This is a genomic window from Stenotrophomonas sp. YJH_SMC_79 (assembly GCF_059367995.1).
This window is the reverse complement of record NZ_JCAFRK010000001.1, coordinates 390,475-413,384: the sequence shown is the minus strand read 5'-3', so window position 1 is coordinate 413,384 and position 22,910 is coordinate 390,475. Positions and strand designations below refer to the sequence as shown.

The 22,910-nt window shown below is 66.5% G+C and carries 19 protein-coding genes; 9 read left to right on the top strand and 10 right to left on the bottom strand.

Translation table 11 applies throughout. The features are described 5' to 3' along the window. Positions 1–210: 210 nt before the first annotated feature. From AC5P57_RS02050 to AC5P57_RS02030, 5 genes are read left to right on the top strand one after another with little or no spacing between them, the layout of a single operon-like run. Entirely contained in the window at positions 211–720 is a 510-nt protein-coding gene (locus AC5P57_RS02050) for an RNA polymerase sigma factor (RefSeq protein WP_099554384.1), read from the top strand. Beyond that, positions 717–1,685, top strand: coding sequence for a FecR family protein (locus tag AC5P57_RS02045; RefSeq protein ID WP_495219422.1), 969 nt, complete (start codon positions 717–719; stop codon positions 1,683–1,685). The genes AC5P57_RS02050 and AC5P57_RS02045 overlap by 4 nt, the downstream gene beginning before the upstream one ends. 14 nt (positions 1,686–1,699) lie before the next feature. Continuing rightward, complete coding sequence (locus tag AC5P57_RS02040; RefSeq protein ID WP_262236154.1) at positions 1,700–4,486, top strand: TonB-dependent receptor plug domain-containing protein; 2,787 nt, start codon at positions 1,700–1,702, stop codon at positions 4,484–4,486. Between the two features lie 46 nt (positions 4,487–4,532). Next, on the top strand, positions 4,533–5,489 hold the full coding sequence (locus tag AC5P57_RS02035; protein ID WP_262236153.1) for a hypothetical protein: 957 nt from the start codon (positions 4,533–4,535) through the stop codon (positions 5,487–5,489). Further along, positions 5,486–6,205 carry a hypothetical protein gene (locus AC5P57_RS02030; protein ID WP_262236152.1) on the top strand — a complete coding sequence of 240 codons (720 nt, stop codon included), beginning with the start codon at positions 5,486–5,488 and terminating at the stop codon, positions 6,203–6,205. The genes AC5P57_RS02035 and AC5P57_RS02030 overlap by 4 nt, the downstream gene beginning before the upstream one ends. Positions 6,206–6,227: 22 nt before the next feature. Here the strand turns inward: AC5P57_RS02030 and AC5P57_RS02025 are convergent, their stop codons facing one another. The 7 genes from AC5P57_RS02025 to murJ all read right to left on the bottom strand — a co-directional run bounded on the left by AC5P57_RS02025 (position 6,228) and on the right by murJ (position 15,961). After that, positions 6,228–6,923, bottom strand: coding sequence for a lysoplasmalogenase (locus AC5P57_RS02025; protein ID WP_262236150.1), 696 nt, complete (start codon positions 6,921–6,923; stop codon positions 6,228–6,230). Further along, positions 6,920–8,803 carry a M61 family metallopeptidase gene (locus tag AC5P57_RS02020; RefSeq protein WP_262236149.1) on the bottom strand — a complete coding sequence of 628 codons (1,884 nt, stop codon included), beginning with the start codon at positions 8,801–8,803 and terminating at the stop codon, positions 6,920–6,922. The genes AC5P57_RS02025 and AC5P57_RS02020 overlap by 4 nt, the downstream gene beginning before the upstream one ends. Before the next feature lie 200 nt (positions 8,804–9,003). After that, positions 9,004–9,954 carry a 4-hydroxy-3-methylbut-2-enyl diphosphate reductase gene (gene ispH, locus AC5P57_RS02015; RefSeq protein ID WP_049428543.1) on the bottom strand — a complete coding sequence of 317 codons (951 nt, stop codon included), beginning with the start codon at positions 9,952–9,954 and terminating at the stop codon, positions 9,004–9,006. A 27-nt stretch (positions 9,955–9,981) separates the two neighbouring features. Beyond that, a complete protein-coding gene (gene lspA / locus AC5P57_RS02010; RefSeq protein ID WP_049428546.1) occupies positions 9,982–10,506 on the bottom strand; it encodes a signal peptidase II in 525 nt (174 codons plus the stop codon). Next, entirely contained in the window at positions 10,506–13,337 is a 2,832-nt protein-coding gene (ileS, locus tag AC5P57_RS02005) for an isoleucine--tRNA ligase (RefSeq protein ID WP_262236147.1), read from the bottom strand. Before ileS ends, lspA begins: the two co-directional genes overlap by 1 nt. Then, positions 13,334–14,281 carry a bifunctional riboflavin kinase/FAD synthetase gene (locus tag AC5P57_RS02000; protein WP_099554366.1) on the bottom strand — a complete coding sequence of 316 codons (948 nt, stop codon included), beginning with the start codon at positions 14,279–14,281 and terminating at the stop codon, positions 13,334–13,336. The genes ileS and AC5P57_RS02000 overlap by 4 nt, the downstream gene beginning before the upstream one ends. 75 nt (positions 14,282–14,356) lie before the next feature. Beyond that, positions 14,357–15,961, bottom strand: coding sequence for a murein biosynthesis integral membrane protein MurJ (gene murJ / locus AC5P57_RS01995; protein WP_099554364.1), 1,605 nt, complete (start codon positions 15,959–15,961; stop codon positions 14,357–14,359). A 117-nt stretch (positions 15,962–16,078) separates the two neighbouring features. Between murJ and rpsT the strand changes: the two genes are divergently transcribed. Continuing rightward, on the top strand, positions 16,079–16,348 hold the full coding sequence (rpsT, locus tag AC5P57_RS01990) for a 30S ribosomal protein S20 (RefSeq protein ID WP_005408560.1): 270 nt from the start codon (positions 16,079–16,081) through the stop codon (positions 16,346–16,348). A gap of 172 nt (positions 16,349–16,520) precedes the next feature. On the opposite strand, the gene cgtA is transcribed toward rpsT, so the two are convergent. The 3 genes from cgtA to rplU all read right to left on the bottom strand — a co-directional run bounded on the left by cgtA (position 16,521) and on the right by rplU (position 18,357). Continuing rightward, positions 16,521–17,573, bottom strand: coding sequence for an Obg family GTPase CgtA (cgtA, locus tag AC5P57_RS01985; protein ID WP_006424789.1), 1,053 nt, complete (start codon positions 17,571–17,573; stop codon positions 16,521–16,523). Between the two features lie 193 nt (positions 17,574–17,766). Beyond that, positions 17,767–18,030: a 50S ribosomal protein L27 gene (gene rpmA, locus AC5P57_RS01980; RefSeq protein ID WP_005415704.1), complete on the bottom strand. Its 264-nt coding sequence runs from the start codon at positions 18,028–18,030 to the stop codon at positions 17,767–17,769. Between the two features lie 18 nt (positions 18,031–18,048). Beyond that, complete coding sequence (gene rplU / locus AC5P57_RS01975) at positions 18,049–18,357, bottom strand: 50S ribosomal protein L21 (RefSeq protein WP_005408557.1); 309 nt, start codon at positions 18,355–18,357, stop codon at positions 18,049–18,051. 317 nt (positions 18,358–18,674) lie between these two features. Here rplU and uvrA point away from each other — a divergent pair, with 317 nt between their 5' ends. The 3 genes from uvrA to AC5P57_RS01960 all read left to right on the top strand — a co-directional run bounded on the left by uvrA (position 18,675) and on the right by AC5P57_RS01960 (position 22,907). After that, entirely contained in the window at positions 18,675–21,677 is a 3,003-nt protein-coding gene (gene uvrA, locus AC5P57_RS01970; protein WP_142807506.1) for an excinuclease ABC subunit UvrA, read from the top strand. Beyond that, positions 21,677–22,084, top strand: a complete 408-nt coding sequence (locus AC5P57_RS01965; protein WP_142807505.1) for an acyl-CoA thioesterase — start codon at positions 21,677–21,679, stop codon at positions 22,082–22,084. Before uvrA ends, AC5P57_RS01965 begins: the two co-directional genes overlap by 1 nt. 97 nt (positions 22,085–22,181) lie before the next feature. After that, positions 22,182–22,907, top strand: coding sequence for an enolase (locus AC5P57_RS01960; protein ID WP_262236146.1), 726 nt, complete (start codon positions 22,182–22,184; stop codon positions 22,905–22,907). Positions 22,908–22,910: the final 3 nt, after the last annotated feature.

The window sequence follows — 22,910 nt, the reverse complement described above, 5'->3', positions numbered from 1 at the left end:
CAGAACGCCGGAATCTCCCCCAGCGCGGCCGGCAGGGAAAAATGAATGCATTCACAATGAGAGAGGGGGCACCCTGCACTCTTCCCCATCCGGTCATCGTCGCGTAAAACTCGAAGGCGCATCCACCAACGTCAGCCGAGGCCAGCCCTGTCCGTTCCGTCCCCCCTGATCCACCACGCGCCGGAGCCATCCGCGCCTGCGGACGCCTTCATCGCGTTCGTACGCGAGGAACGCGCGCCACTGTGCGCGTTCCTGCGCACACGGGGCGTGGGGCCGGAGGATGCGGAGGACATCGCGCAGGACTGCATGGAGCGGCTGATCCGCTATCGCGCGCACGGCACCGACGAACTGCGCCTGCTGCTGTATCGTATTGCGCGCAATCGCCTGGCCGATCGCGGCCGATCGCCGCAGTCGCGACCGCACCTGTCACTGGCCGAGCATGATGGTCACGACGAGCCCACCAGCCCGTCGCCGGACCCCTTGCGCCAGGCAGAGTCCGGGCAGATGTTGTCCCTGCTGCGGCAGGCCCTTTTCAAACTGCCCGAGCGCGCGCGCGAGGTGTACCTGCTCAACCGGATCACCGGCATGAGCTATACGCAGATCGCACGGCACTGTGGAATTACAGCCAAGACCGTGGAAAAACATATCGCCCGCGCCCTGCAGGGCCTGCGCCAGGAGTTGGGACCGGATCCGCTGCACAACGACAGGGATGCCGAATGAGCAGCCACCGACACATGGAAGACGCCTCGCTGTTCGCACGCGCCAGCACCTGGGTGGCGCGTCTGGAAGCTCCGGACTGCACCGCAGCCGAACGCGAGTCGTTCGAAGACTGGCTTGCTGAAGACCCTGCCCATGTCAAAGCCTGGGTGCAGGCCGAAGACCTTTTCCAGCAGGGCCAGGGCCTGGCTGCGGACCCGTGGCTGCGGACGGCTGCGGCGCGTGCGGCACGGCCTGCCCGACGCCGCTGGCTGCCTGCGGTGGCCGCGGCCGCGGGTATCTGCCTGGCCATCGGCGTGGGCTGGATGGTAGCGGTGGATGGCAACCCTGCCCCGCAGCGCTTTGCCAATGACACGCATCAGGCACAGCGGCTGACCCTGCCCGATGGCAGCGTGGCCATGCTCGATGCCGGCACGACGCTGCACGCCCGCTTCGGCTGGCGCCACCGCGATCTGGACCTGGAACGCGGCCGCCTGCAGTTGCAGGTCGCGCCATCGAACAAGGCATTGCAGCTGCGCGCCGGCACCAGCACGATCCGCGATATCGGCACGACCTTCCAGGTCGAGCGCCTGCACGATGGCCTGGTCGAGGTCGCGCTGCTGGAGGGTGCGGTGGAAGTCAGCAACGGCGCCGCCCAGCACACGCTGGCCCCTGGCCAGCAACTGCAGGTACTGCCCTCCGGGCGCATCCAGCCTGGTCCAGCGCTGTCCTCCACGGCAGCCGCCGAGGGCTGGCTGCATGGGCAGCTGGTCTTCGATGCCACCCCGCTGTCGATCGTGGTCGAACGCATGAACCGCTATGGCCATGCACCGCTGGTGATCGCTGACCCGGAGATCACTGATCTGGCGGTCAGCGGCACGTTCCGCGCAGGCGACGCACAGGAGTTGCTGTCCGCGCTGGAACTTGGCTGGTCCATTGCTGGCCAGACGCGCCCGGATGGCGCGCTGGAACTGCGCCGCACGTACTGAGGAGGCCTGCGGTGATGGCAGGACCAGGCGCGCTGCAGTGGGGGCTGCTCCGCCCCCTGCTGTGCCTGGCGCTGCTGGTCGCCGCGCCGCCTGCCGCCATCGCAGGCGGTCCGGCTGCCACCCACGACTACCACATCAACGCTGGCCCGTTGACTTCGGCACTGCAGCAGTGGGCACGGCAAAGCGGCATCGCACTGGTGTTCGATGCCCGGGAGCTCGCGGGGCTCCATGCCAACGGCACCCATGGCCTGGCCGATCCGGCATCGGCCCTGAAACAGCTGGTTGCCGGCATGCCGGTGACCATCCTTCGAACACCGTCCGGAGGCTTCGTGGTCCGTCGCATCCGCGTCGCGCCCGTCGTCGCGCCGCCGGTTCCGGCAACGGTGGCGCCGCGCCCGCGCACGCCTCCGCCATCCCCGCCCCAGGTAGACCTAGCGCCGATCCATGTCACCGGCAGCAGGTTGCCACGCACCTCCGTGCAGACCACCCTGCCGGTGACCACGATCGACCGCGCGGACATCCTGCGCAGCGGCTACGGCAGCCTGTTCGACCTGCTGCGACACCTGCCCGGCATGAACGGGCTGCCTGCGATGAGCAGCGCACGCAGTGGCGATTCGCAGTACCTGCCTGTTGGTGCGGCCGCCACCACCAGTCTGGATGGCATGGGACCGCGCGCCACCCTGTTCCTGGTCAATGGCCGGCGCCTGCCCCGCTACCCGATGGTGTCCCTGGAACAGGGCGGACTTACCGACCTGGGCGGCATTCCACTCAGCTTCGTCGAACGCATCGAACTGGTGCGCGGTGGCGCCTCGGCCATCTACGGCGCCGATGCCATGTCCGGCGTGGTCAACATCATCCTGCGTGACCAGGCCGACGGCCCGGAAGCCACGCTGCAGACCGGCCTGAGCAGCCGTGGCGACGCCGGCCAGTACCGCGTGCAGGCCGCCACTGGAGGCCTGCGCGGGAACGGCGACCGCTGGTTCGCCGGTGTCGACCTGCATCGCGTCGACCATCTGGCGGGGAACCAGCGTGACTGGCACGCAGAAACGTCGCAGTATCTGATCGGCGCCTTCCGCGAGGGCGACTACTGGCCCGCCACGCGCTGCGACGGACCCTTGAAACGACGCAATGGCGCCTGCTGGTTCGACAGCTCGCGCCCACGTTCGCTTCAACCCGCCTCTGATACCGCCTCTGCCTATCTGCGCTATCGGCATGAGCGTGGCGAGGGCCGTTACGTCTACGCCGAGGCCCGTGCCAGCCACAACAGGCAGCGCTTTGATCTGGGCCCGACCGCCGTGGCTCTCAATCTGTACGGCTACACCTTCAACAGCGTCCTGCGCGAAGCCGGCAATGTGCGTCCCCAGGTACGTGCCACGGATGCCGATCTCACCCTTGGCATCGGCCGGGACCAGGGCAGCCACAGCTGGGACGCCGGCATCAGCGCGCAGCGCAGCGACGTCACCCTGTCCACGCCAGGCACCGTGCGCGCCGCCCCCTTCGTCGAGGCCGCGCAGTCACTCAGGTTCCTGCCAGGGTTCAATGCATTGCCCGCCGATGAAGCCAAGTCGTTGTTCCCGGCGATCCGAAACCGTGGACTTACCGAGCAATGGCAGGGCTGGTGGGGCATACAGCGCGCACTGATGCCGATGCGGGGTGGCAATGCGCAGCTGGCCACCGGCATCGACCTGCGCCATGAACGCTGGACGTCCCACCCGGACACCCTGCTGAGCCAGGGCGATCTGGCACTGGGGCTGCCGCAGCAGCAGCGGCGCCTGTCGCGGCAGAGTGGCGGCGCGTATGCGGAACTGGGCCTGCCACTGACATCGGAACTGCGCATGGACCTGGCCGCGCGCTGGGACTACGACGGCGACTACACGGCATTCTCGCCCCGTGCCGGCCTGCGCTGGACGCCAACACCGCACTGGTCGTTCCTGCTGGCCAGCGGTCGCGGCTATCGCGCGCCCAGCCTGTTCGAACAGCGCCGTCCGCCAGGACAGTTCGGCACCCTCACTCTGCCCGCCTCAAGCGCACTGCCGCCCTGTGCACAGAGCGGGCCCGACGGCCGCTGCGTGGTCACTGCGGATGTGGAGGAGAACACCACGCTCAAGGCCGAAAGCTCACGCAGCCATTCGCTGGCGGCGACCTGGTCACCCAGCGATGCGTTCTCGCTGTCACTGACCCACAACATCGTCGAGCTGCGCAACGAAATCCTCGCGCTGCAGCCGGTCGATGCCGTGTGGAACCGTGATACCTGGCAGCTGGATGAGGATGGCAACCTGAGCAGCCTGCGGCTGTCGTTCGACAATATCGGCCGTACCACCTCCCGCAACTGGGTGCTGCGTGGCGAATACCGGATCGACACCGGCAGCAGCGGCCAGTGGATGTTCTCGCTGGACGCGCTGAAGCAGCAGGAGCTGCGCCGCCGTCGCGACCACGAACCGGCGATCGACCTGCGCGGGCACGTCACGCCCGAGATGGCAGCGGTCCTGAACGTGCAATGGCAGAACAGCAACTGGGACATCGCCCTGCGCGGCAACCAGGTGGGCCGCACCCGTGCATGGCTGCCCGGCGACGAGTGCCCGCAGCGGCAGATCGACCGGAACCACTGCATGAATCCGCGCCAGCTGCGCTGGAACCTGCACCTGGCGCGCCGCCTGGGTCCGCGCGTCATCGCGGCACTGGACGTGCACAACGTGCTTGATGCGCAACCGGTGAACTACCTGGTCGGCAATGGTGGGCAGATGCCGGGACTGGACGATCCACTGGGCCGCTACTACCTGCTTACCCTGCAGTTCCGCTGAGCGTAGTACGCTACGCGGCCTGTTCCACCGGCCCGCCACCTCCCCCATGAAAGCCTATCTCTGGTTCTGGGGCGCGTTCCTGCTGTTCTTCGCGTTGCCTTTTCCCTGCATTCTCTATTTCGGCACCTCGTGGCCGGTGGCCCTGGTCGACCGCAGTGCACCATGGCTGGCACTGCTGCTGCTCGCCCTGTCACTGAGCGCATGGCTGGCCCTGCTGCTCGCCTTCCTGCATACCCTGCTGCTCGGACCACCGCGCGCCCTGCATCGCGTGCATTCGATCCTCGCCGATGGCGAACCTCGTGATGCGCTGATCGAACACGCCGAACAGACCGGCGTGCAGGTGCGTGGCTTCGCGCAATGGAAACTGCAGTTGTCCTTCCAGAATCTGTCGGGCACCCCGATCCGCGAACAGCTGCTGGTGGTCGACAGCAAACCCCAGCTGCATCGATTCGAGGTGGGCAGGCACATCGATGCGCGCCTGAACCGGATGCCGGGCGCGTTCCCGAACGTGGTACTGGACGGTGCCCAGCCCGAACTGAACGTCGCCAGCCTGTGGCGGCGAAGCATCGGCGCTGCGATCGGCATCGTCCTGGTGGCCGCCGCCTATGTGGCGGCCTACCGCCTGCAGAGCGAGGGCCTGGGCTGGACCTTCCTGTCCTTCGGCCACCCGCTGCTGGTGTGCCCGCTGGTGCTGTGCGGGTACATATTGGGGTTGCGCCTGCTCGGCCGCCTTTTGCAGGCTGATGCCCGCGGCGATGCGCTGAAGTATCGCGGCATCGGCGTGGAGGCCAGGGTACTGAAGGTGCGCCAGACCGGCACCTACCTCAACGAGCAGCCGCAGGTGGAGTTCCAGCTGGAGTACACCGATCGTGACGGCGATGTGCAGCGCGCCAGCGTGCGTCGCTTCATTCCACTGATCGACCTGGCCAACATCCCGCGCGAACACGTGACCCTGCTGTACGACCCGGATGACCATGGCAACGTGCGCCTGGAGGGCATGTGAAGCAGCCTCCTTCCACCCGACGGGCGTTTTCGCTGGTGCTGCTGGCGCTGGCTGGCGTGGCCGTTGCCGGCGGTGCATTGGGAACCATCGCCGAGACACTGGGACATCCGGTGCGGCCCGACCTTTCGCCAAGGCCACTTGCCTCGCAGCCACCGCGCGAGCAGGCCGACTCACTGGCAACGGCACCCGGACTGCAGCCCGCCCTGATGCCCGAACGCAGCAACCGGCTGTTCGATTCGGAATACCTGCAGGGCGCACGCCAGGCACTGGAGCAGTTGCCCGCATTGTCCGGACACCGGCTGACGGTATTCCACAGCATCCACTTCTACGACGATGGCCGCATCAACCTCGATCTGGTCGATCCGCAACAGCCGGGTCACGTCGACAGCTATCACTTCGAACGTGGCCAGTGGCGCAAGGGCAACCCGGTGAACCCCCAGCAGTTCGCACCCACCATCAGCCTGCAGCGCAGCAGCACGCCGCTGGCCAACATCGATTTCGATGCTGTACCACGCGTGGCCAAGGCACTGCAGGAACAACGCAACGCATTGCAGAACCCGGCCTCGGAAGTCGGCCACGTCTACGTAATCGTCCGCAAGGCCGGCAGGCTGGCATGGCTGCCGGACGAGGTCGCCGGCGACCGCGAATCGGCCCGCCTGCAGTTCGACGCACGGGGCGTCGCACGCAGCGTCAAAAAAGGGGACGGAGGGAATTAAGTCGCCATCGGCATCAAGGCAATTACGACTTAATCCCCTCCGTCCCCATTTTCTCTTTTACGGAGCGGGCGATGGCGTACTGCGCGGCGTAGTAGGTGGACAACACCAGCAGGCTGGCCAGCGGCAGGCCACCGGCAAAGCGGTCCCAGGCCAGCAATGAATCGCTGGCCACGAACAGCACGGCACCGGTTGCCGCCCAGCGTGCACTGCACGGTTCCGGTGCGACCGCCTGAGGACGCGCCCATGCGCGTGCAAGCGCCAACACCGCCATCGACGCCAGCACCACCACGTAGGCCAGCACCGGGATGCGCATAGGCACCGGCAGGTACGGCCACAGGCCAAGCACGTTGAGCGTGGCGAAGGCACCCAGCAGCACACTGGCGCCAACCAGGCCACGACCGGCACGCAGGCCAGCGCGGAAGGCGACGATGTAGCAGACGTGGGCCAGCAGGAACGCGACCAGGCCCGGCACGAACGCGTCGATCGGGAGCATCAGCGCAATATCGCCCACGCACGACAGCAGCATGCCGGCCAGTACTGCGCGGCGGTAGAACGGCTGCGCCGGATCATGCACGCGCCAGGCGATGGCGGCGATCAGCAGCGTGGTGGTCGGCTTGGCCAGCCAGTGCAGCCAACGCCCATCGCCGTGCAGGAATGCGCCCACGATGGCGAGGATCGCCATCAACAGGATCACGCCATCGCGGGCGCGCGGCTTCATCGTGCCTTCCACAGGTCCGCAAGGCGGTCAGGCTTGCCGGTGATGCGCTCCAGCATCGGGTACTGCAGGCCACCGTGGTAGGCGATGTTCATCGCTTCAATGCGGTCGAACTGCTTCACCAGCAGCACGATCGGCGCCTTGTCCTTCGCTGCCGCAGCCACCGCGTCCTTCAGCCGCTGGCTGCTGTATTCGCGGCCGCCAACCGCGATCACCTTCATGCCCGGCGCCAGCCCTGCGTTGAACGCCGGGCTGTCCCAGATCACATCACCGACCGAACCGCTGTCGAGCACGGTGGCACCCAGCGAGTAGGCCAGCAATGCCGCCTTGGCACGCTTTTCCTGCGCCTTGTAGGCGTCGTTCGGGGTATCGCGGTAGACCAGCTTCCAGCCGGCCAGCTCCAGGCCGCCAGTCAACGAACCGTGCCCGTCCAGTCGCCCGCGCAGGAACGTGGCCCAGTCATACGGCGCGATGCCGTTCAAGGTCGCGACCACGTCATCAAAGGTGTACGGGTTGACGTCCCAGTCACCATTACCGACGCCGAAGAATGCACGTGCGAAGTCGTCCAGGCTGCGACGGTTGCCGCTCAGTTCGCGCAGCTTGCCCTCCACTTCCAGCCACAGCATCTGGCCGCCGGAGTAGTAGTCCTCGCTCATCTGGTAGTTGCGGTAAGGCAACGTGCGGCGCTGGGCGATGGTCGGGTCGTTGGTGGTGTCCTGCAGCGGGCGCCAGGCAAGGCCCGGGCGACCACGGTCATAGGTCGCGGCCACGTTGGCCAGCATGTCGCGCGCCTGCGCCGTCGACCACAGGCCTGAGCGTGCGGCCAGCACCTGGCCCCAGAACTGGGTCTGGCCCTCGTACACCCACAGCAGGCTGTCGCCCATCGGCACGTTGAAGTTGGCGGTGGCCAGATCGGCGCCACGGCGGTACTTGCCGTTCCAGGAATGGGTGTATTCGTGCGGCAACAGGTCACGCATCCAGGCGTTGCTGTCCCACTCGGTGAAATAGCCCGGGTCGGCACTGTTCTCGCTGGAGCGGTGATGCTCCAGGCCGATGCCGCCGAGGCGGTCGGTCAACGCCAGCAGGAATTCATAGTGGTTGTAGTGACGCGCGCCATAGAGCTTGTCGGCCTGCTGCACCAGCGCGCGATGCATCGTGATCTGCGCCTCGCTCGGCTTCAACGATTTGGCGTCGTCAGCGAACACGTTGAGGTGCACCGGCACCTTCGCGCCCGGGTCGAGATCGATGCGCTGGTAGTGCTCGCCCGCGAACAACGGCGAATCGACCAGATGGTCATAGGAGATCGGCTTGAACACCACGGTGTCACCGTCGCGACGCGCGGTCTCCAGCGCAGTGGCGAACGACCAGCCCTTGGGCAGGGTCACGCTGGCCTGCGCCTGCAGGTTGCGCGCATCGACGCCGGCCGGATACAACGAGTTGGCGTTCCACTGCAGGTTGAGCATTTCCGGGGTCATCACCACCCGGCCCTGGCTGCCGCCCTGCGAGGACAGGAAATCGAAGTGGGCGACGATCTCGCTCACGCCCTCGGGCACGTCCACCTTGAACGCATAGACGTTGAACTGGTCACGCTGCCAGGCCAACGGTTTGCCGTTGGCAGTCACGCGCAGGCCGGCCAGCTTGTCGATCGGGCCGGTGGGCGAATGGTTGCCGGGAATCCACTGCGGGTACAGCAGGGTCATCGGGCCCGGCTTGGCCGGCACGGTGGCGGTCACCTTGAAGATGCGCCGGGCCAGGTCGCGCGCGTCCACGTCGATGCGCAGCAGGCCGGGAGCCGCCGCGTCCGCCGGTGGCGAGATCTGCGCAAGTGCAGGCGTGGCCGCCAGCGCGAACAGCAACGACATGGCCAGGGCTCGGGTCTTCATCGGCAGCATCCAACAACGGAGAATCTTCCGATGCTAGGCCTGTAAAGTGCCCCGCCCCATGGCCAAAGGTCATGGGCGGTGCGCCCATCCGCGCATGCCCGAAAGCGTGCGAACCAAGGTTCGCACCCACCGTGTGCAGGTTCGCACCCACCAGAGCGGTTTCAGTAGATCCACGCCATGCGTGGATGAGGCCTTCCCGGTCAGTCGACCAGACGCAGGCGCAGTTCCTTCGGCAGCGCGAACACCATCGATTCCGGTTCGCCATCCAGCTCGCCCACGCCGCTGGCACCCAGCTCGGCCAGGCGTGCCAGCACGCCATCGACCAGTACCTGCGGTGCCGAGGCACCGGCAGTGACGCCGATGTGCTGCTTGCCCACCACCCATGCCGGGTCGATTTCATGCGCACCGTCGATCAGGTAGCTTTCCACGCCTTCACGACGGGCCAGCTCGCTCAGGCGGTTGGAATTGGAGCTGTTCGGCGAACCGACCACCAGCACCAGATCGCAGCGCTTGGCCAGGTCGCGCACAGCGTCCTGGCGGTTCTGCGTGGCGTAGCAGATGTCGTCGTTCTTCGGGCCCTGCATCGCCGGGAAGCGCTCACGCAGCGCATCGATGATGCCGCGCGTGTCGTCCACCGACAGCGTGGTCTGGGTCGTGTAGGCGAAATTCTCCGGCTGGTTGATGTGCAGCGTGGCAACCTGCTCCACGTCCTCCACCAGGTAGATCTGGCCCGTACCGGCTTCGCGGTTCCACTGGCCCATGGTGCCTTCCACTTCCGGGTGACCGGCGTGGCCGATCAGCACCACGTCACGGCCGGCACGGCAGTGGCGGGCGACTTCGAAGTGGACCTTGGTCACCAGCGGGCAGGTGGCGTCGAACACCTTCAGGCCGCGGCGTTCGGCTTCCTGGCGCACGGCCTGGGAGACGCCGTGTGCGCTGAAGATGACCGTGTTGTTGTCCGGCACTTCGTCCAGTTCCTCGACGAAGATCGCACCGCGCTGCTTCAGGTCGTCCACCACGAAGCGGTTGTGCACCACTTCATGGCGGACATAGATGGGCGCGCCCAGCGTTTCGATCGCGCGCTTGACGATCTCGATCGCACGATCGACACCGGCACAGAAACCACGCGGGTTGGCGAGCAGCACATCCATCAGTTCAATCTCCCGGCAGCGGCCGGCTTACGGTTTCGGGTTGGCATTATCCGCCTTTTTGGCGGACTTGCCTTCGAACAGGCCAAACAGGGCGATGCCGATGGCACCGACCACGATGGCCGAATCGGCGATGTTGAACGAGGGCCAGGTATAGCTGCCCACGTACCACTGGATGAAATCGACCACGTGACCATGCACCTGGCGGTCGATCACGTTGCCGATCGCACCGCCGATGATCAGCGCATACGGCACGGCCGCCTTCCAGTTGCCTCGGGCAGTGCCGCGCAGCCACCAGGCCATCAGGCCGCTGATGGCGATCGCCAGCGCGGTGAAGAAGTACTTCTGCCAGCCACCGGCGTCGCTCAGGAAACTGAACGCGGCGCCGGTGTTGTAGGTGCGGTACCAGTTCCAGAAGCCGTCGATGACCACCACCGGCTGGAACTCCGGCAGGCTCGACAGGACCCAGGCCTTGGACCACTGGTCCAGCCCGATGATGGCCGCCGACAGCAGCAGCCAGACCAGGGCGTTCGGGTGCGGACGGGGCGCGGCCATCAGAACCAGCTCCGCACTTCACCGGCGCCGGTGATGTTGCTCACGCAGCGGCCACACAGTTCCGGATGGTCGGCGTTGCTGCCGACATCGGCACGGTGGTGCCAGCAGCGCACGCACTTGGCCTTGGTGGTCGGCTGGGCGCTGACGAACACCTCGTCGGTGGTCGCCGGGCGCACCTGCACGTCGCCGCTGATGAACAGGAAACGCAGTTCATCGGCCAGCGGCTGCCAGCGCGCTGCCTGCTCTTCGCTGGCAGCGATGGTGATCTCCGCTTCCAGTGCGGCACCGATCGCGCCGTTGGCACGCATCGGCTCGAGCACCTTGGCCACCTGCTCACGCACGGCCAGCAGCTGGTCGAAGTCGGTGGCGTTGAGCTGGGCATCGGCCGGCAGCGGCGCCAGGCCGTCGTACCAGGTGGTGAACAGCACGTGGCCAGCACGTTCGCCCGGCAGGTAGCCCCACAGCTCGTCGGCGGTGAAGGTCAGGATCGGTGCGACCCAGCGGGTGAACGCTTCGGCGATGTGGTACATCGCGCTCTGTGCCGAACGACGACCGTGCGAATCGGTCGGCATCGTGTACAGGCGGTCCTTGGTCACGTCCAGGTACAGCGAGCCCAGGTCCACGCTGCAGAAGTTCAGCAGCAGCTGCACGATCTCGGCCATGTTGTAGCCGTCGTAGGCGGCCTTGATCTTCTCCTGCAGCTCCCACGCGCGATGCACGATCCAACGGTCCAGCGCGACCATCTGGTCGAGCGGGCGCAGGTGCTGGGCCGGATCGAAGCCGTCCAGGTTGCCGAGCAGGAAGCGCGCGGTGTTGCGCAGGCGACGGTAGGCGTCGGCGTTGCGCTTGAGGATCTCCTGCGACAGCGACATCTCGTTGCTGTAGTCGGCCGAGGCGATCCACAGGCGCAGGATGTCCGCGCCCAGCTTGTTCATGATGTCCTGCGGCTCAATGCCGTTGCCCAGCGACTTGGACATCTTGCGGCCCTGCTCGTCCACGGTGAAGCCGTGGGTCAGGCACTGCTTATACGGCGCGCGCTTGTCGATCGCCACGCCGGTCAGCAGCGAGGACTGGAACCAGCCGCGATGCTGGTCGGAACCTTCCAGGTACAGGTCGGCCGGCTTGCCGAAGCCACGCGCGGCAAGCACGCCCTCATGGGTCACGCCCGAATCGAACCAGACGTCGAGGATGTCGGTGACCTTTTCGTAGTCGGCCGCTTCGGCGCCCAGCAGTTCGGCGGCATCCAGCGAGTACCACACGTCGATGCCCTCGGCTTCGACACGGTCGGCGACCTGCTGCATCAGCTCCACCGAGCGCGGGTGGATCTCGCCGGTCTGGCGATGGGTGAACAGTGCGATCGGCACGCCCCAGGTGCGCTGGCGCGAGATCGTCCAGTCCGGGCGACCGTCGACCATGCTCTGGATGCGCGCCTTGCCCCAGCTCGGGAACCAGCCGACGGTGTCGATGGCGGCCAGCGCATCGTTGCGCAGGTTGGCCTTGTCCATCGAGATGAACCACTGCGGGGTGGCGCGGAACACCACCGGCTTCTTGTGACGCCAGCAGTGCGGGTAGCTGTGGCGGATCGGATGGAAGGCCAGCAGCGCACCGTTGTCACGCAGCACGCCGACGATGGCCTCCTGCGCCTGCCATAGATGTTGGCCAGCCAGCACCACGTCACCGGCCGGCGGGGTCGATTCCAGGTATACGCCACGGCCGTCGATCGGGGTGATCTGGCCGGCGTTGTACTTGTCCAGCAGGCCGTACTTCTGGCTGACCACGAAGTCTTCCTGGCCGTGGCCGGGGGCGGTGTGCACCGCACCGGTACCGTCCTCGTCGGACACATGGTCGCCGTTGAGCACCAGGATCTCGCGTTCCGGGTAGAACGGATGCGCCAGCAGCTGGTTTTCCAGCGCCGCACCGGTGGTTTCACCGTGCAGCACCACCTCGTCCACGCCATAGCGCTGCAGCGCGCGCTCGGCCAGGGCCACGGCCAGCACCAGCCAACGGCGCTTGCCGTTGTGGGCCGGGCCTTCGGCCAGCACATAGTTGATCTCCGCACCCAGCGACACCGCCAGCGAGGCCGGCAGCGTCCACGGGGTGGTGGTCCAGATCGGCACCGCCACCTCGACGTCAGCCGGCACGCTCACGCCGAACGCCTGGCCGATGGCCTGTGCGTCACGCGCGGCGTAGGCCACGTCGATCGCCGGCGATTCCTTTTCGTGGTACTCGATCTCCGCCTCGGCCAGCGCCGAACCGCAGTCGAAGCACCAGTACACCGGCTTGGCGCCGCGCACCAGGTGACCGTTGGCCACGATCTTGGCCAGCGCACGGATCTCGTTGGCTTCGAAGTCGAAGCTCAGGGTCTTGTACGGGTTGTCCCAGTCACCGGTCACGCCCAGGCGCTTGAAGTCCACGCGCTGGATGTTGATCTGCTCTTCGGCGAACTCGCGGCACTTCTGGCGGAACTCGACGGCGTCGAGCTTCACGCCCACCTTGCCCCACTTCTTTTCGACCGCGATCTCGATCGGCAGGCCATGGCAATCCCAGCCCGGCACGTAGGGCGCATCGAAGCCGGCCAGGTAGCGCGACTTGACGATGATGTCCTTCAGGATCTTGTTGACCGCGTGGCCCAGGTGGATGCGGCCGTTGGCGTACGGCGGGCCGTCATGCAGCACGAACAGCGGGCGGCCGGCGGCGTTGTCGCGCAGCTGCTGGTAGAGCCCCTGCGCCTCCCACTGCGCCAGAATGCCCGGCTCGCGCTTGGGCAGGTCGCCGCGCATCGGGAATTCGGTGGCTGGCAGGTTCAGGGTGGTCTTGTAGTCCTGGCTCACGCAGTGGCTCGCAATCTATGTTCGGAAAGGATGGCGCGCGCCTGTTCGGCGTCGCGGTGCATCTGGTCGGTCAGGGCCGCCAGATCATTGAATTTCTCTTCGTCGCGCAGCTTGGCGACGAACTCCACGTCGATGTGGCGCCCGTACAGGTCGCCCTGGAAATCGAACAGGTGGGCTTCCAGCAGCGGCTCCACGCCCTCCACCGTCGGCCGCGTGCCGAAGCTGGAGACCGACGGCCACGGCTGGTCGAACACGCCGTGCACCCAGGTCGCGTAGATGCCCGACAGCGCCGGCGTCTTCGGGAAGCGCAGGTTGGCAGTAGGGAAGCCCAGCGTGCGGCCGAGCTGGCGCCCGCGCACCACCCGGCCGCTGATCGCGTACGGACGGCCGAGCAGGTCGTTGGCACGGGCGAAGTCGCCCTCCTGCAGCAGCTGGCGGATGCGGGTGCTGGAAATGCGTTCGCCATGCAGGTCGACCGCTTCGATTTCGCCGGCGCTGAACCCCAGCTCGGCGCCCATCGCCTGCAGCAGGGCCAGGTCGCCACGGCGGCGGTTGCCGAAGCAGAACTCCGGGCCGATCCAGACTTCGCGGGCGTTCAGGCGCTGCACAAGCAGCTGGCGTACGAAGGTCTCGGCCGGCATCGCTGCCATTGCCGCGTCGAAGCGCAGCAGGCCGACCGCATCGACGCCCAGCTCGCGCAGGATCTCGACCTTGCTGCGCGCCAGGGTCAGCCGCGGCGGCGGCGTGCCCTGGGCGAAGAATTCACGCGGCAACGGCTCGAAGGCCACGGCCACGGCGGCCACGCCCAAGGCGCGCGCGCGGGCAACCGCATGGCGCACCAGCGCACGATGGCCCAGGTGGAGGCCGTCGAATGCACCGATACAGACCACGCTTCCGTTGGGGAACAGCTCCCCGCCCTCGACGCTTCTGAACAGCCTGCTCATCAACTCTCGTTCCGGCCCGACCGGGGCCGCCGCTTCAATGGTGTAACCCTGAAGTATAGCCGCCACGGGCCGCGATCAATGCCCGCGCAGGTCGCGCGGGCGGAAGCCCATCGCCAGCATGGCCACCGCGTAGGTCGCACCACCGCCGCCGACCAGCAGCGACAGGCTGCCGATCCGCTCCCACACGCCCATCGCCGAGAATGCCGGCAGCCAGTGCAGCAGGGCCAGCAGCGCGGCAACCATCGCCACGCAGGCCAGCAGCAGGCGCAGCAGATAGCCGCCCCACCCCGGTCGGCGCTGGTAGACATCGGTCTTGCCCAGCCAGTACCACAGCAGGCCCAGATTCAGGTAACTGGACAATGCGCTGGCAATGCCCAGCGCCAGATGCAGGCCGGGCTGCTTGCCGATGGCCGCCATCACGCCCTGCGCTTTCAGTTCGTCCGGCACCATTACCTGGTACAGCACCGCCAGCAGGGCGAAGTTGAACACCATGTTGGCCACCAGCGCGGCCACACCGGCGCGCACCGGGGTCTTGGTGTCCTGCCGGGCGTAGAAAGCGGGCAACACCACCTTCAGCAAGGCGAACGCCGGCAGGCCGAAGCTCAGGCCGTACACCGACAGCGCGGTCATGCGGGTATCGAAGGCACTGAACTGGCCGTGCTGGAAGATGGTGGCGATCAGCGGCTCGGCCAGCAGCAGCAGGCCCAGCATCGCCGGCACCGAGATCAGCAGGGTCATGCGCAGGCCCCAGTCCAGCGAGCGCGAGAAGCCCTCGCGGTCGGTGCTGACGTGGTGACGGGCCAGCGCCGGCAGGATCACCGTGCCCAGCGCCACGCCGAACACGCCCAGCGGCAGCTCCAGGAAGCGGTCGGCCAGCGACAGCCAGGACTGCGAGCCGTCGGTCAGCTTGGCCGCGATCACCGTATCCAGCAGCAGGTTGATCTGCGCCACCGAGGAACCGAACAGGGTCGGCACCATCAGCGTCATCACCTTGCGCACACCCGGATGGCTCCAGCCCCAGCGCGGCAGGGTCAGCAGGTTGATGCCCTTCAGCGAGGGCAGCTGGAACAGCAGCTGCAGGAGGCCGGCAGCCAGCACCGCCCAGCCCAGCGCCAGGATCTGCTTCTCTGGAGTGCCGCCCAGCCGCGGGGCCAGCCAAAGCGCGCCGGCGATCATGCACAGGTTGAGAATGACCGGGGTCAGCGCCGGCATGGCAAAGCGCTGGAAGCTGTTCAGCGCGCCGCCGGCCAGGGCGGTGAGCGAGACGAATAGCAGGAACGGGAAGGTCAGGCGGAACAGGTCGACCAGCAGGCCCTGCTTGACCGGGTCGGTATCAACGCCGCTTGAGAAGACCGAGGCCAGCTGCGGCGCGAAGATCAGCGCCAGCGCGGTGACCAGCATCAGCACCCCACCCAGGGTGCCGGCGGTCCGGGCCATCAGTTCGCGCAGCTCGGCGTGGCTGCGGGTTTCCTTCACTTCCGTGAACACCGGCACGAAAGCGGTGGCGAAAGACCCTTCGGCGAACAACCGGCGCAGGAAATTGGGTACCCTGAAGGCGACCCAGAAAGCATCAGTGATGGCGTTGGTGCCGAACGTGGTGGTCACCACGAAGTCCCGGACAAGTCCGAGAACGCGCGAGACCATGGTCATGCTGCTGAACGACAGCAGGCCCCGCAACAACTTGGGTGAACTCACTCAGCGTCCCTCTTGACAATCGACTTGACGTGCATTTCTTACGCCATCATACTAGCTAGCTTGCTGTTCCCATAACACCGATTTTTTCAGGAAACCACCACCGTGGCCAATATCAAGTCCGCCAAGAAGCGCGCCAAGCAGACCGTCGTGCGCAACGCGCGCAACGTGGCTCAGCGCTCGATGCTGCGCACCGCTGTCAAGAAAGTGATCAAGGCGTTGGACGCCAACGATGCCGCCGGCGCCGAAGCCGCCTTCGCCGTTGCCCAGCCGATCCTGGATCGCTTCAGCGCGCGTGGCCTGATCCACAAGAACAAGGCTGCTCGCCACAAGAGCCGCCTGAACGACCGCATCAAGGCCCTCAAGGCCGCCTGATACGGCGTTGCCGCCCTGCCCTTCGGGGCGCGGGCAGCAGACAAAAGCCCGGCCCCGGCCGGGTTTTTTGTTGCCTGCGATCCGGGCGATCCTCGGGGTCCGCGCGGCCGGCGCTACCGGAAGATGAAAAACCCGGCCGAAGCCGGGTTTTTCGTGCGGAACCACAACGGCATCACTGCGCGTTGCGGGCTTCCAGCTCGTCTTCCTTCTGGCGATCGAAGAACGCCATGATCCGGCTCATGATCGGGAAGGTCCCTTCGCGGCCCAGCGCGGAAACCAGGAACCACGGCTCCTTCCAGCCCAGCTCGGCGACGATCTGCTCGGCGGCGGCCTTGGCCTCGTCCTCGAACATCAGGTCAGCCTTGTTCAGCACCAGCCAGCGCGGCTTGTTCAGCAGTTCCGGATCGTGCTTTTCCAGTTCGCGTTCGATCGCACGCACCTGCTCAACCGGGGAAATACCTTCCACGCCACCTTCCATCGGCGAGATGTCCACCAGGTGCAGCAGCAAGCGGGTGCGCTGCAGGTGGCGCAGGAACTGCGCGCCCAGGCCGGCACCGTCGGCCGCGCCCTCGATCAGGCCCGGAATATCGGCGATCACGAAGCTGCGGTAGTTCTCCACCTTCACCACACCCAGGTTCGGGTACAGCGTGGTGAACGGGTAATCAGCCACCTTCGGCGTCGCCGCAGAAACGGCGCGGATCAGGGTGCTCTTGCCGGCGTTGGGGAAGCCCAGCAGGCCGACGTCGGCCAGCAGCTTCAGCTCCAGCTTCAGCGTGCGCTCTTCGCCCGGCTCGCCCGGCAGCGCCTGGCGCGGCGAGCGGTTGGTCGAGCTCTTGAAGTGCATGTTGCCCAGGCCACCACGGCCGCCCTTGGCCACCAGCAGGCGGTCGTTGTGCTGGGTCAGGTCGCCGATGACTTCATCGGTGGCAACATTGATCACCACGGTGCCGACCGGCACGGTGATGGTCAGGTCTTCGCCGCCCTTGCCATAGGCCTGGCGGCCCATGCCGTTCTCGCCGCGCTGCGCCTTGAAGATGCGGTCATGGCGGAAGTCGACCAGGGTGTTCAGGTTCTCGTCGGCGCGGATGTACACGCTGCCGCCCGCACCGCCGTCGCCGCCGTCCGGGCCGCCGAGCGGAATGAACTTCTCGCGACGGAAGCCAATGCAGCCGTTGCCGCCGTTGCCGGCGAACACTTCGATTTCTGCTTCGTCTACCAGTTTCATTGTTTCGATGCCTGCGATGGGCGAGGCCTGCGGGCCGCCGCCTTGAATGTCATGCCGGCCGCGGGCCGGCAACCCGGCATGGCCGGTCTTGCGTTCACTCTAACGAAAAGCCCCGCCGAAGCGGGGCTCTCCATGCAGCGTGCTCTTCATCCAGCACGGCCATGCCAAGGCATGGGCGCCGGCGATGCCTGGATCAGGCGTCGGCCGAGACGATGCTGACGGTACGACGCTTCTTGGCGCCCTTGACCGAGAACTCCACCTTGCCGTCCACGAGGGCGAACAGGGTGTGGTCACGGCCCAGGCCAACGCCCGAACCCGGGTGGAACTGGGTGCCGCGCTGACGCACGATGATGTTGCCGGCTTCGATGGCCTGGCCGCCGAAGATCTTGACGCCCAGGTACTTCGGGTTGGAGTCGCGACCGTTGCGCGAGGAGCCTACGCCCTTTTTATGTGCCATGACTGCTTCTCCTGATGCTTAGCCGGCGATGCCGGTGATCTCGATTTCGGTGTAGTACTGACGGTGACCCTGACGCTTCATGTGGTGCTTGCGGCGACGGAACTTGATGATCCGGACCTTGTCAGCACGACCCTGGGACAGGACCTTGGCGGTGACGGCAGCGCCCTTCAGCGCATCGCCCAGCTTCACGCCGTCGCTGTCACCCAGCATCAGGATGTTGTCAAACTTGATCTCGCTGCCGACTTCGACTTCGAGCTTTTCAATGCGGAGCTTTTCGCCCTGCGCCACGCGGTATTGCTTACCGCCGGTGACCAGTACTGCGTACATGACCAGGCCTTCCTCTGTAGTTATTGTGGTCTGAGCTGCCGCCATCGAGGGCGGACAGGAGCGGGATTGTACGCAGATCAGTGCGCGTGGGTCAAGTCAACCCCTGAACGGTCCGGGGGGCCCGGTCGGAACGGGGTCAGATCCCTTCTCACACTGTGAAAAGGGATCTGACCCCTGCCTGACGGCCTGTCTCACAAGGTGAGACACCGGACTGGCATTGTCGCCCATTGCCCCCATCTGGTCACCTCGGTAGGCTGACCGATTGCCGTTCCCTGCTGGCCCGGCACCCAGCCAACGCCCCCACAACCGGATCCCCCATGGCGATGGATTTCATCCGCATCCGCGGCGCGCGGACGCACAACCTGAAGAACCTCGACCTCGACCTGCCCCGCGACAAGCTGATCGTGATCACCGGCCTGTCCGGCTCGGGCAAGTCCTCGCTGGCGTTCGACACCATCTATGCAGAAGGCCAGCGCCGCTACGTCGAGTCGCTGTCGGCCTATGCACGCCAGTTCCTGAGCGTGATGGAAAAGCCGGACCTGGACCACATCGAGGGCCTGTCCCCGGCCATCTCGATCGAGCAGAAGTCGACCTCGCACAACCCGCGTTCGACGGTCGGCACGATCACCGAGATCTACGACTACCTGCGCCTGCTGTACGCCCGCGTCGGCACTCCGCGCTGCCCGGACCACGGTTACCCGCTGGAGGCGCAGACGGTCAGCCAGATGGTCGACCAGGTGCTGACCCTGGACCCGGAACAGCGCTACATGCTGCTGGCGCCGGTCATCCGCGACCGCAAGGGCGAACATGCCCAGGTGTTCGATCAGCTGCGCGCGCAGGGCTTCGTGCGCGTGCGCGTGGACGGCGAGCTGCATGAAATCGACGCGGTGCCGCCGCTGGCGCTGCGCCAGAAGCACACCATCGAGGCGGTGATCGACCGCTTCCGCCCGCGCGAGGACATCAAGCAGCGCCTGGCCGAGAGCTTCGAGACCGCGCTGAAACTGGGCGACGGCATGGCCTCGGTGCAGAGCCTGGACAACGCCGAGACCGCGCCGACGCTGTTCTCTTCCAAGTATTCCTGCCCGGTCTGCGATTACTCGCTGCCGGAACTGGAACCACGCCTGTTCTCGTTCAATGCACCGATGGGCGCCTGCCCCGGCTGCGATGGCCTGGGCATGGCCGAATTCTTCGATCCCTCACGCGTGGTGGTGCACCCCGAGCTGTCGCTGGCCGCCGGTGCGGTGCGCGGCTGGGACCGCCGCAACGCCTACTACTTCCAGCTGATCGCCTCGCTGGCCAAGCACTACAGGTTCGACGTCGACGCGGCGTGGAACTCGCTGCCGGAGAACGTGCAGCAGGCCGTGCTGTACGGCAGCGGCGATGAGGCGATCACCTTCACCTACTTCACCGAAGCCGGTGGCCGCACCCAGCGCAAGCACCGCTTCGAGGGCATCATTCCCAACCTCGAACGCCGCTACAAGGAAACCGAATCGCCGGCGGTGCGCGAGGAGTTGTCCAAGTACATCAGCGAACAGCCGTGCCCGGAATGCCATGGCGCCCGCCTCAACAAGGCCGCGCGCAACGTGTTCGTGGCCGATCGCCCGCTGCCGGACCTGGTGGTGCTGCCGATCGACGAGGCGCTGAAGTTCTTCAGCGAACTGAGCCTGCCGGGCTGGCGAGGCGAAATCGCCTCGAAGATCGTCAAGGAAATCGGCGAACGCCTCGGCTTCCTGGTCGATGTCGGCCTGGATTACCTGACCCTGGAACGCAAGGCCGACACCCTGTCCGGTGGCGAGGCACAGCGCATCCGCCTGGCCAGCCAGATCGGCGCCGGCCTCGTCGGCGTGATGTACGTGCTCGACGAGCCGTCCATCGGCCTGCACCAGCGCGACAACGAACGCCTGCTCGGTACCCTCACCCGCCTGCGTGACCTCGGCAACACGGTCATTGTGGTCGAGCATGACGAGGATGCGATCCGCCTGGCCGACTACGTGCTGGACATCGGCCCGGGGGCGGGCGTGCATGGCGGCGAGATCGTCGGCCAGGGCACCCTGCAGGACATCCTGGAGGCACCGCGCTCGCTGACCGGCCAGTACCTGTCGGGCAAACGCGCGATCGAGATTCCGGCGCGCCGGCACAAGCCGAACCCGAAGATGACCCTGCACCTGCGCGGGGCCAGCGGCAACAACCTGAAGGGCGTGGACCTGGCGATTCCGTCGGGCCTGCTGACCTGCGTGACCGGCGTGTCCGGCTCGGGCAAGTCGACCCTGATCAACGACACCCTGTTCTCGCTGGCGGCCAACGAGATCAACGGTGCCTCGCACCCGATCGCCCCTTACAAGGAGATCGATGGCCTGGACCTGTTCGACAAGGTGGTGGACATCGACCAGTCGCCGATCGGCCGCACCCCACGTTCGAACCCGGCCACCTACACCGGCCTGTTCACCCCGTTGCGCGAGCTGTTCGCGCAGGTGCCCGAAGCACGTGCGCGCGGCTATTCGCCGGGCCGCTTCAGCTTCAACGTGCGTGGCGGCCGTTGTGAGGCCTGCCAGGGCGACGGCCTGATCAAGGTCGAGATGCACTTCCTGCCCGACGTGTACGTGCCGTGCGATGTCTGCCACGGCAAGCGCTACAACCGCGAGACGCTGGAGATCCTGTACAAGGGCTTCAACATCAACGACGTGCTGGAAATGACCGTCGAAGATGCGCTGAGGCTGTTCGAACCGGTGCCGTCGATCGCCCGCAAGCTGGAAACGCTGGTGGACGTAGGCCTGAGCTACATCAAGCTGGGCCAGAGCGCGACCACGCTGTCCGGTGGCGAGGCGCAGCGCGTGAAGCTGTCCAAGGAACTGTCGCGCCGCGATACCGGCCGGACCCTGTACATCCTCGACGAGCCGACCACCGGCCTGCACTTCCACGACATCGAAGCGCTGCTGGGCGTGCTGCACAAGCTGCGCGACGAGGGCAACACGGTGGTGGTGATCGAGCACAACCTGGACGTGATCAAGACCGCCGACTGGATCGTCGACCTGGGCCCGGAAGGTGGCCATCGCGGTGGCACCATCCTGGTGACCGGCACGCCGGAAGATGTGGCAGCCTGCCCGCAGTCGTACACCGGCCAGTTCCTGGCCCGCATGCTGCCCTCCACCAGCGCGCGCCCGGACCAGCCGGCCGCCGTGGCCAACAAGCCCGACGCCCGCCCGCCGCGCAAGGTGAAGCCTGAAAAGCCCGCCAAGGCGACGAAGAAGGCCGTGGCCGCCACGAGTACCGGCAAGGCCAGCAAGACCGCCACGGCCAGCAAGAAGAAGAAGGACGCCTGATGAGCAGCGAACACAAGATCCTGGCCCGCATCCCGATCAGCGTGCGCTGGCGTGACATGGACAGCATGGGCCACGTCAACAACGCCAAGTACATTTCCTACCTGGAAGAAGCGCGCGTGCGCTGGATGCTGGGCGTGGAAGGCGTGTCGATGACCGACCGCATCGCACCGGTGGTGGCCGCGACCAACGTCAACTACCGGCTGCCTATCGTGTGGCCCAACGACATCCTGGTCGAGCTGTTCGTCGAGCGCCTGGGCAACAGCAGCGTGACCATCGGCCACCGCATCGTCGACCAGCAGGACGAGTCGAAGCTGTACTCGGATGGCAACGTCGTGGTGGTCTGGATGGACACCCAGACCGGCAAGAGCGCGCCGCTGCCGGAGGCGATCCGCAACGCCTCTACCTGACGCGCCCTGGTAGGTGCCGACCTTGGTCGGCACGCTTCGGCGGCAATGAGGTTGCCGGCCAGCGGCCGGCACTACCGACACCATTCAAAGGACTGAGATGATCCACCACACCGAACTGCGCGACCTGCTGCCCGGCATGGTCCCCTTCCCCGCCGATGTCTTTCCTGCCGATCAGGCGTGGCTCGGTCAGCACCTGCTGCCGCTGCTGAAGATCGACCTGGGTGTGCTGCGCCCGGAACTGGCCGGCCAGGTGGCAACGATGCTGTGCCCGATCGAGCCGTATGACGGCTGCATCGGCGAGACCACCGAGGCGCACCACAACGATTTCACCGGCACCAACTGGATCGCCTTCGAGCTGACTGCCGGCAACGAGATGCGCTTCCTCGGCAACGAGGGCTATTTCATCGGCGACGCTGCGCAGGACAAGGACGCGCAGGACCACATCGCGCAGATGCGTGAGAGCTACGCCAAGGCCCGCGACTACCATGCCGCGCACGGTCGCCTCGCCTGTTACTCGCGCTATGGCAAAGGTGAGGCCAGCGAGCGCGATTACCTGGATGCGCTGGGGGGACCGATCGGCTTCGGCAACTGGACCGAGACTGCAGAAATTCCCGCCGCCTTCGAGCTTGGCTTCACCGAGGCTGCCGATGACCCCGACGCCCCGGACGACGCCGAAACGGTGATCATCACCCGCAATGGCAACAAGTTCTTTGCCGTGGCCGACGTCGCTGGCTACAACTGGTGTGCGACTGGCGCCGATGCGATCGTCATGCTGTACGAGCCGGTGAGCCGCACGGTGCTGTTCTCGTACGACTGGTCATAAGCG

Excerpts from the sequence above, each read along its gene's own strand:
- cgtA (WP_006424789.1), bottom strand. The coding sequence starts at position 17,573 with ATGAAACTGGTAGACGAAGCAGAAATCGAAGTGTTCGCCGGCAACGGC.
- AC5P57_RS02035 (WP_262236153.1), top strand. The coding sequence starts at position 4,533 with ATGAAAGCCTATCTCTGGTTCTGGGGCGCGTTCCTGCTGTTCTTCGCG.
- ispH (WP_049428543.1), bottom strand. The coding sequence starts at position 9,954 with ATGGATGTGCTGCTCGCCAACCCGCGTGGTTTCTGTGCCGGTGTCGAT.
- rplU (WP_005408557.1), bottom strand. The coding sequence starts at position 18,357 with ATGTACGCAGTACTGGTCACCGGCGGTAAGCAATACCGCGTGGCGCAG.
- AC5P57_RS02020 (WP_262236149.1), bottom strand. The coding sequence starts at position 8,803 with ATGAAGACCCGAGCCCTGGCCATGTCGTTGCTGTTCGCGCTGGCGGCC.
- AC5P57_RS02040 (WP_262236154.1), top strand. The coding sequence starts at position 1,700 with ATGGCAGGACCAGGCGCGCTGCAGTGGGGGCTGCTCCGCCCCCTGCTG.
- AC5P57_RS01965 (WP_142807505.1), top strand. The coding sequence starts at position 21,677 with ATGAGCAGCGAACACAAGATCCTGGCCCGCATCCCGATCAGCGTGCGC.
- rpmA (WP_005415704.1), bottom strand. The coding sequence starts at position 18,030 with ATGGCACATAAAAAGGGCGTAGGCTCCTCGCGCAACGGTCGCGACTCC.
- AC5P57_RS02000 (WP_099554366.1), bottom strand. The coding sequence starts at position 14,281 with ATGAGCAGGCTGTTCAGAAGCGTCGAGGGCGGGGAGCTGTTCCCCAAC.
- uvrA (WP_142807506.1), top strand. The coding sequence starts at position 18,675 with ATGGCGATGGATTTCATCCGCATCCGCGGCGCGCGGACGCACAACCTG.
- AC5P57_RS02045 (WP_495219422.1), top strand. The coding sequence starts at position 717 with ATGAGCAGCCACCGACACATGGAAGACGCCTCGCTGTTCGCACGCGCC.
- lspA (WP_049428546.1), bottom strand. The coding sequence starts at position 10,506 with ATGGCCGCGCCCCGTCCGCACCCGAACGCCCTGGTCTGGCTGCTGCTG.
- AC5P57_RS02025 (WP_262236150.1), bottom strand. The coding sequence starts at position 6,923 with ATGAAGCCGCGCGCCCGCGATGGCGTGATCCTGTTGATGGCGATCCTC.
- AC5P57_RS01960 (WP_262236146.1), top strand. The coding sequence starts at position 22,182 with ATGATCCACCACACCGAACTGCGCGACCTGCTGCCCGGCATGGTCCCC.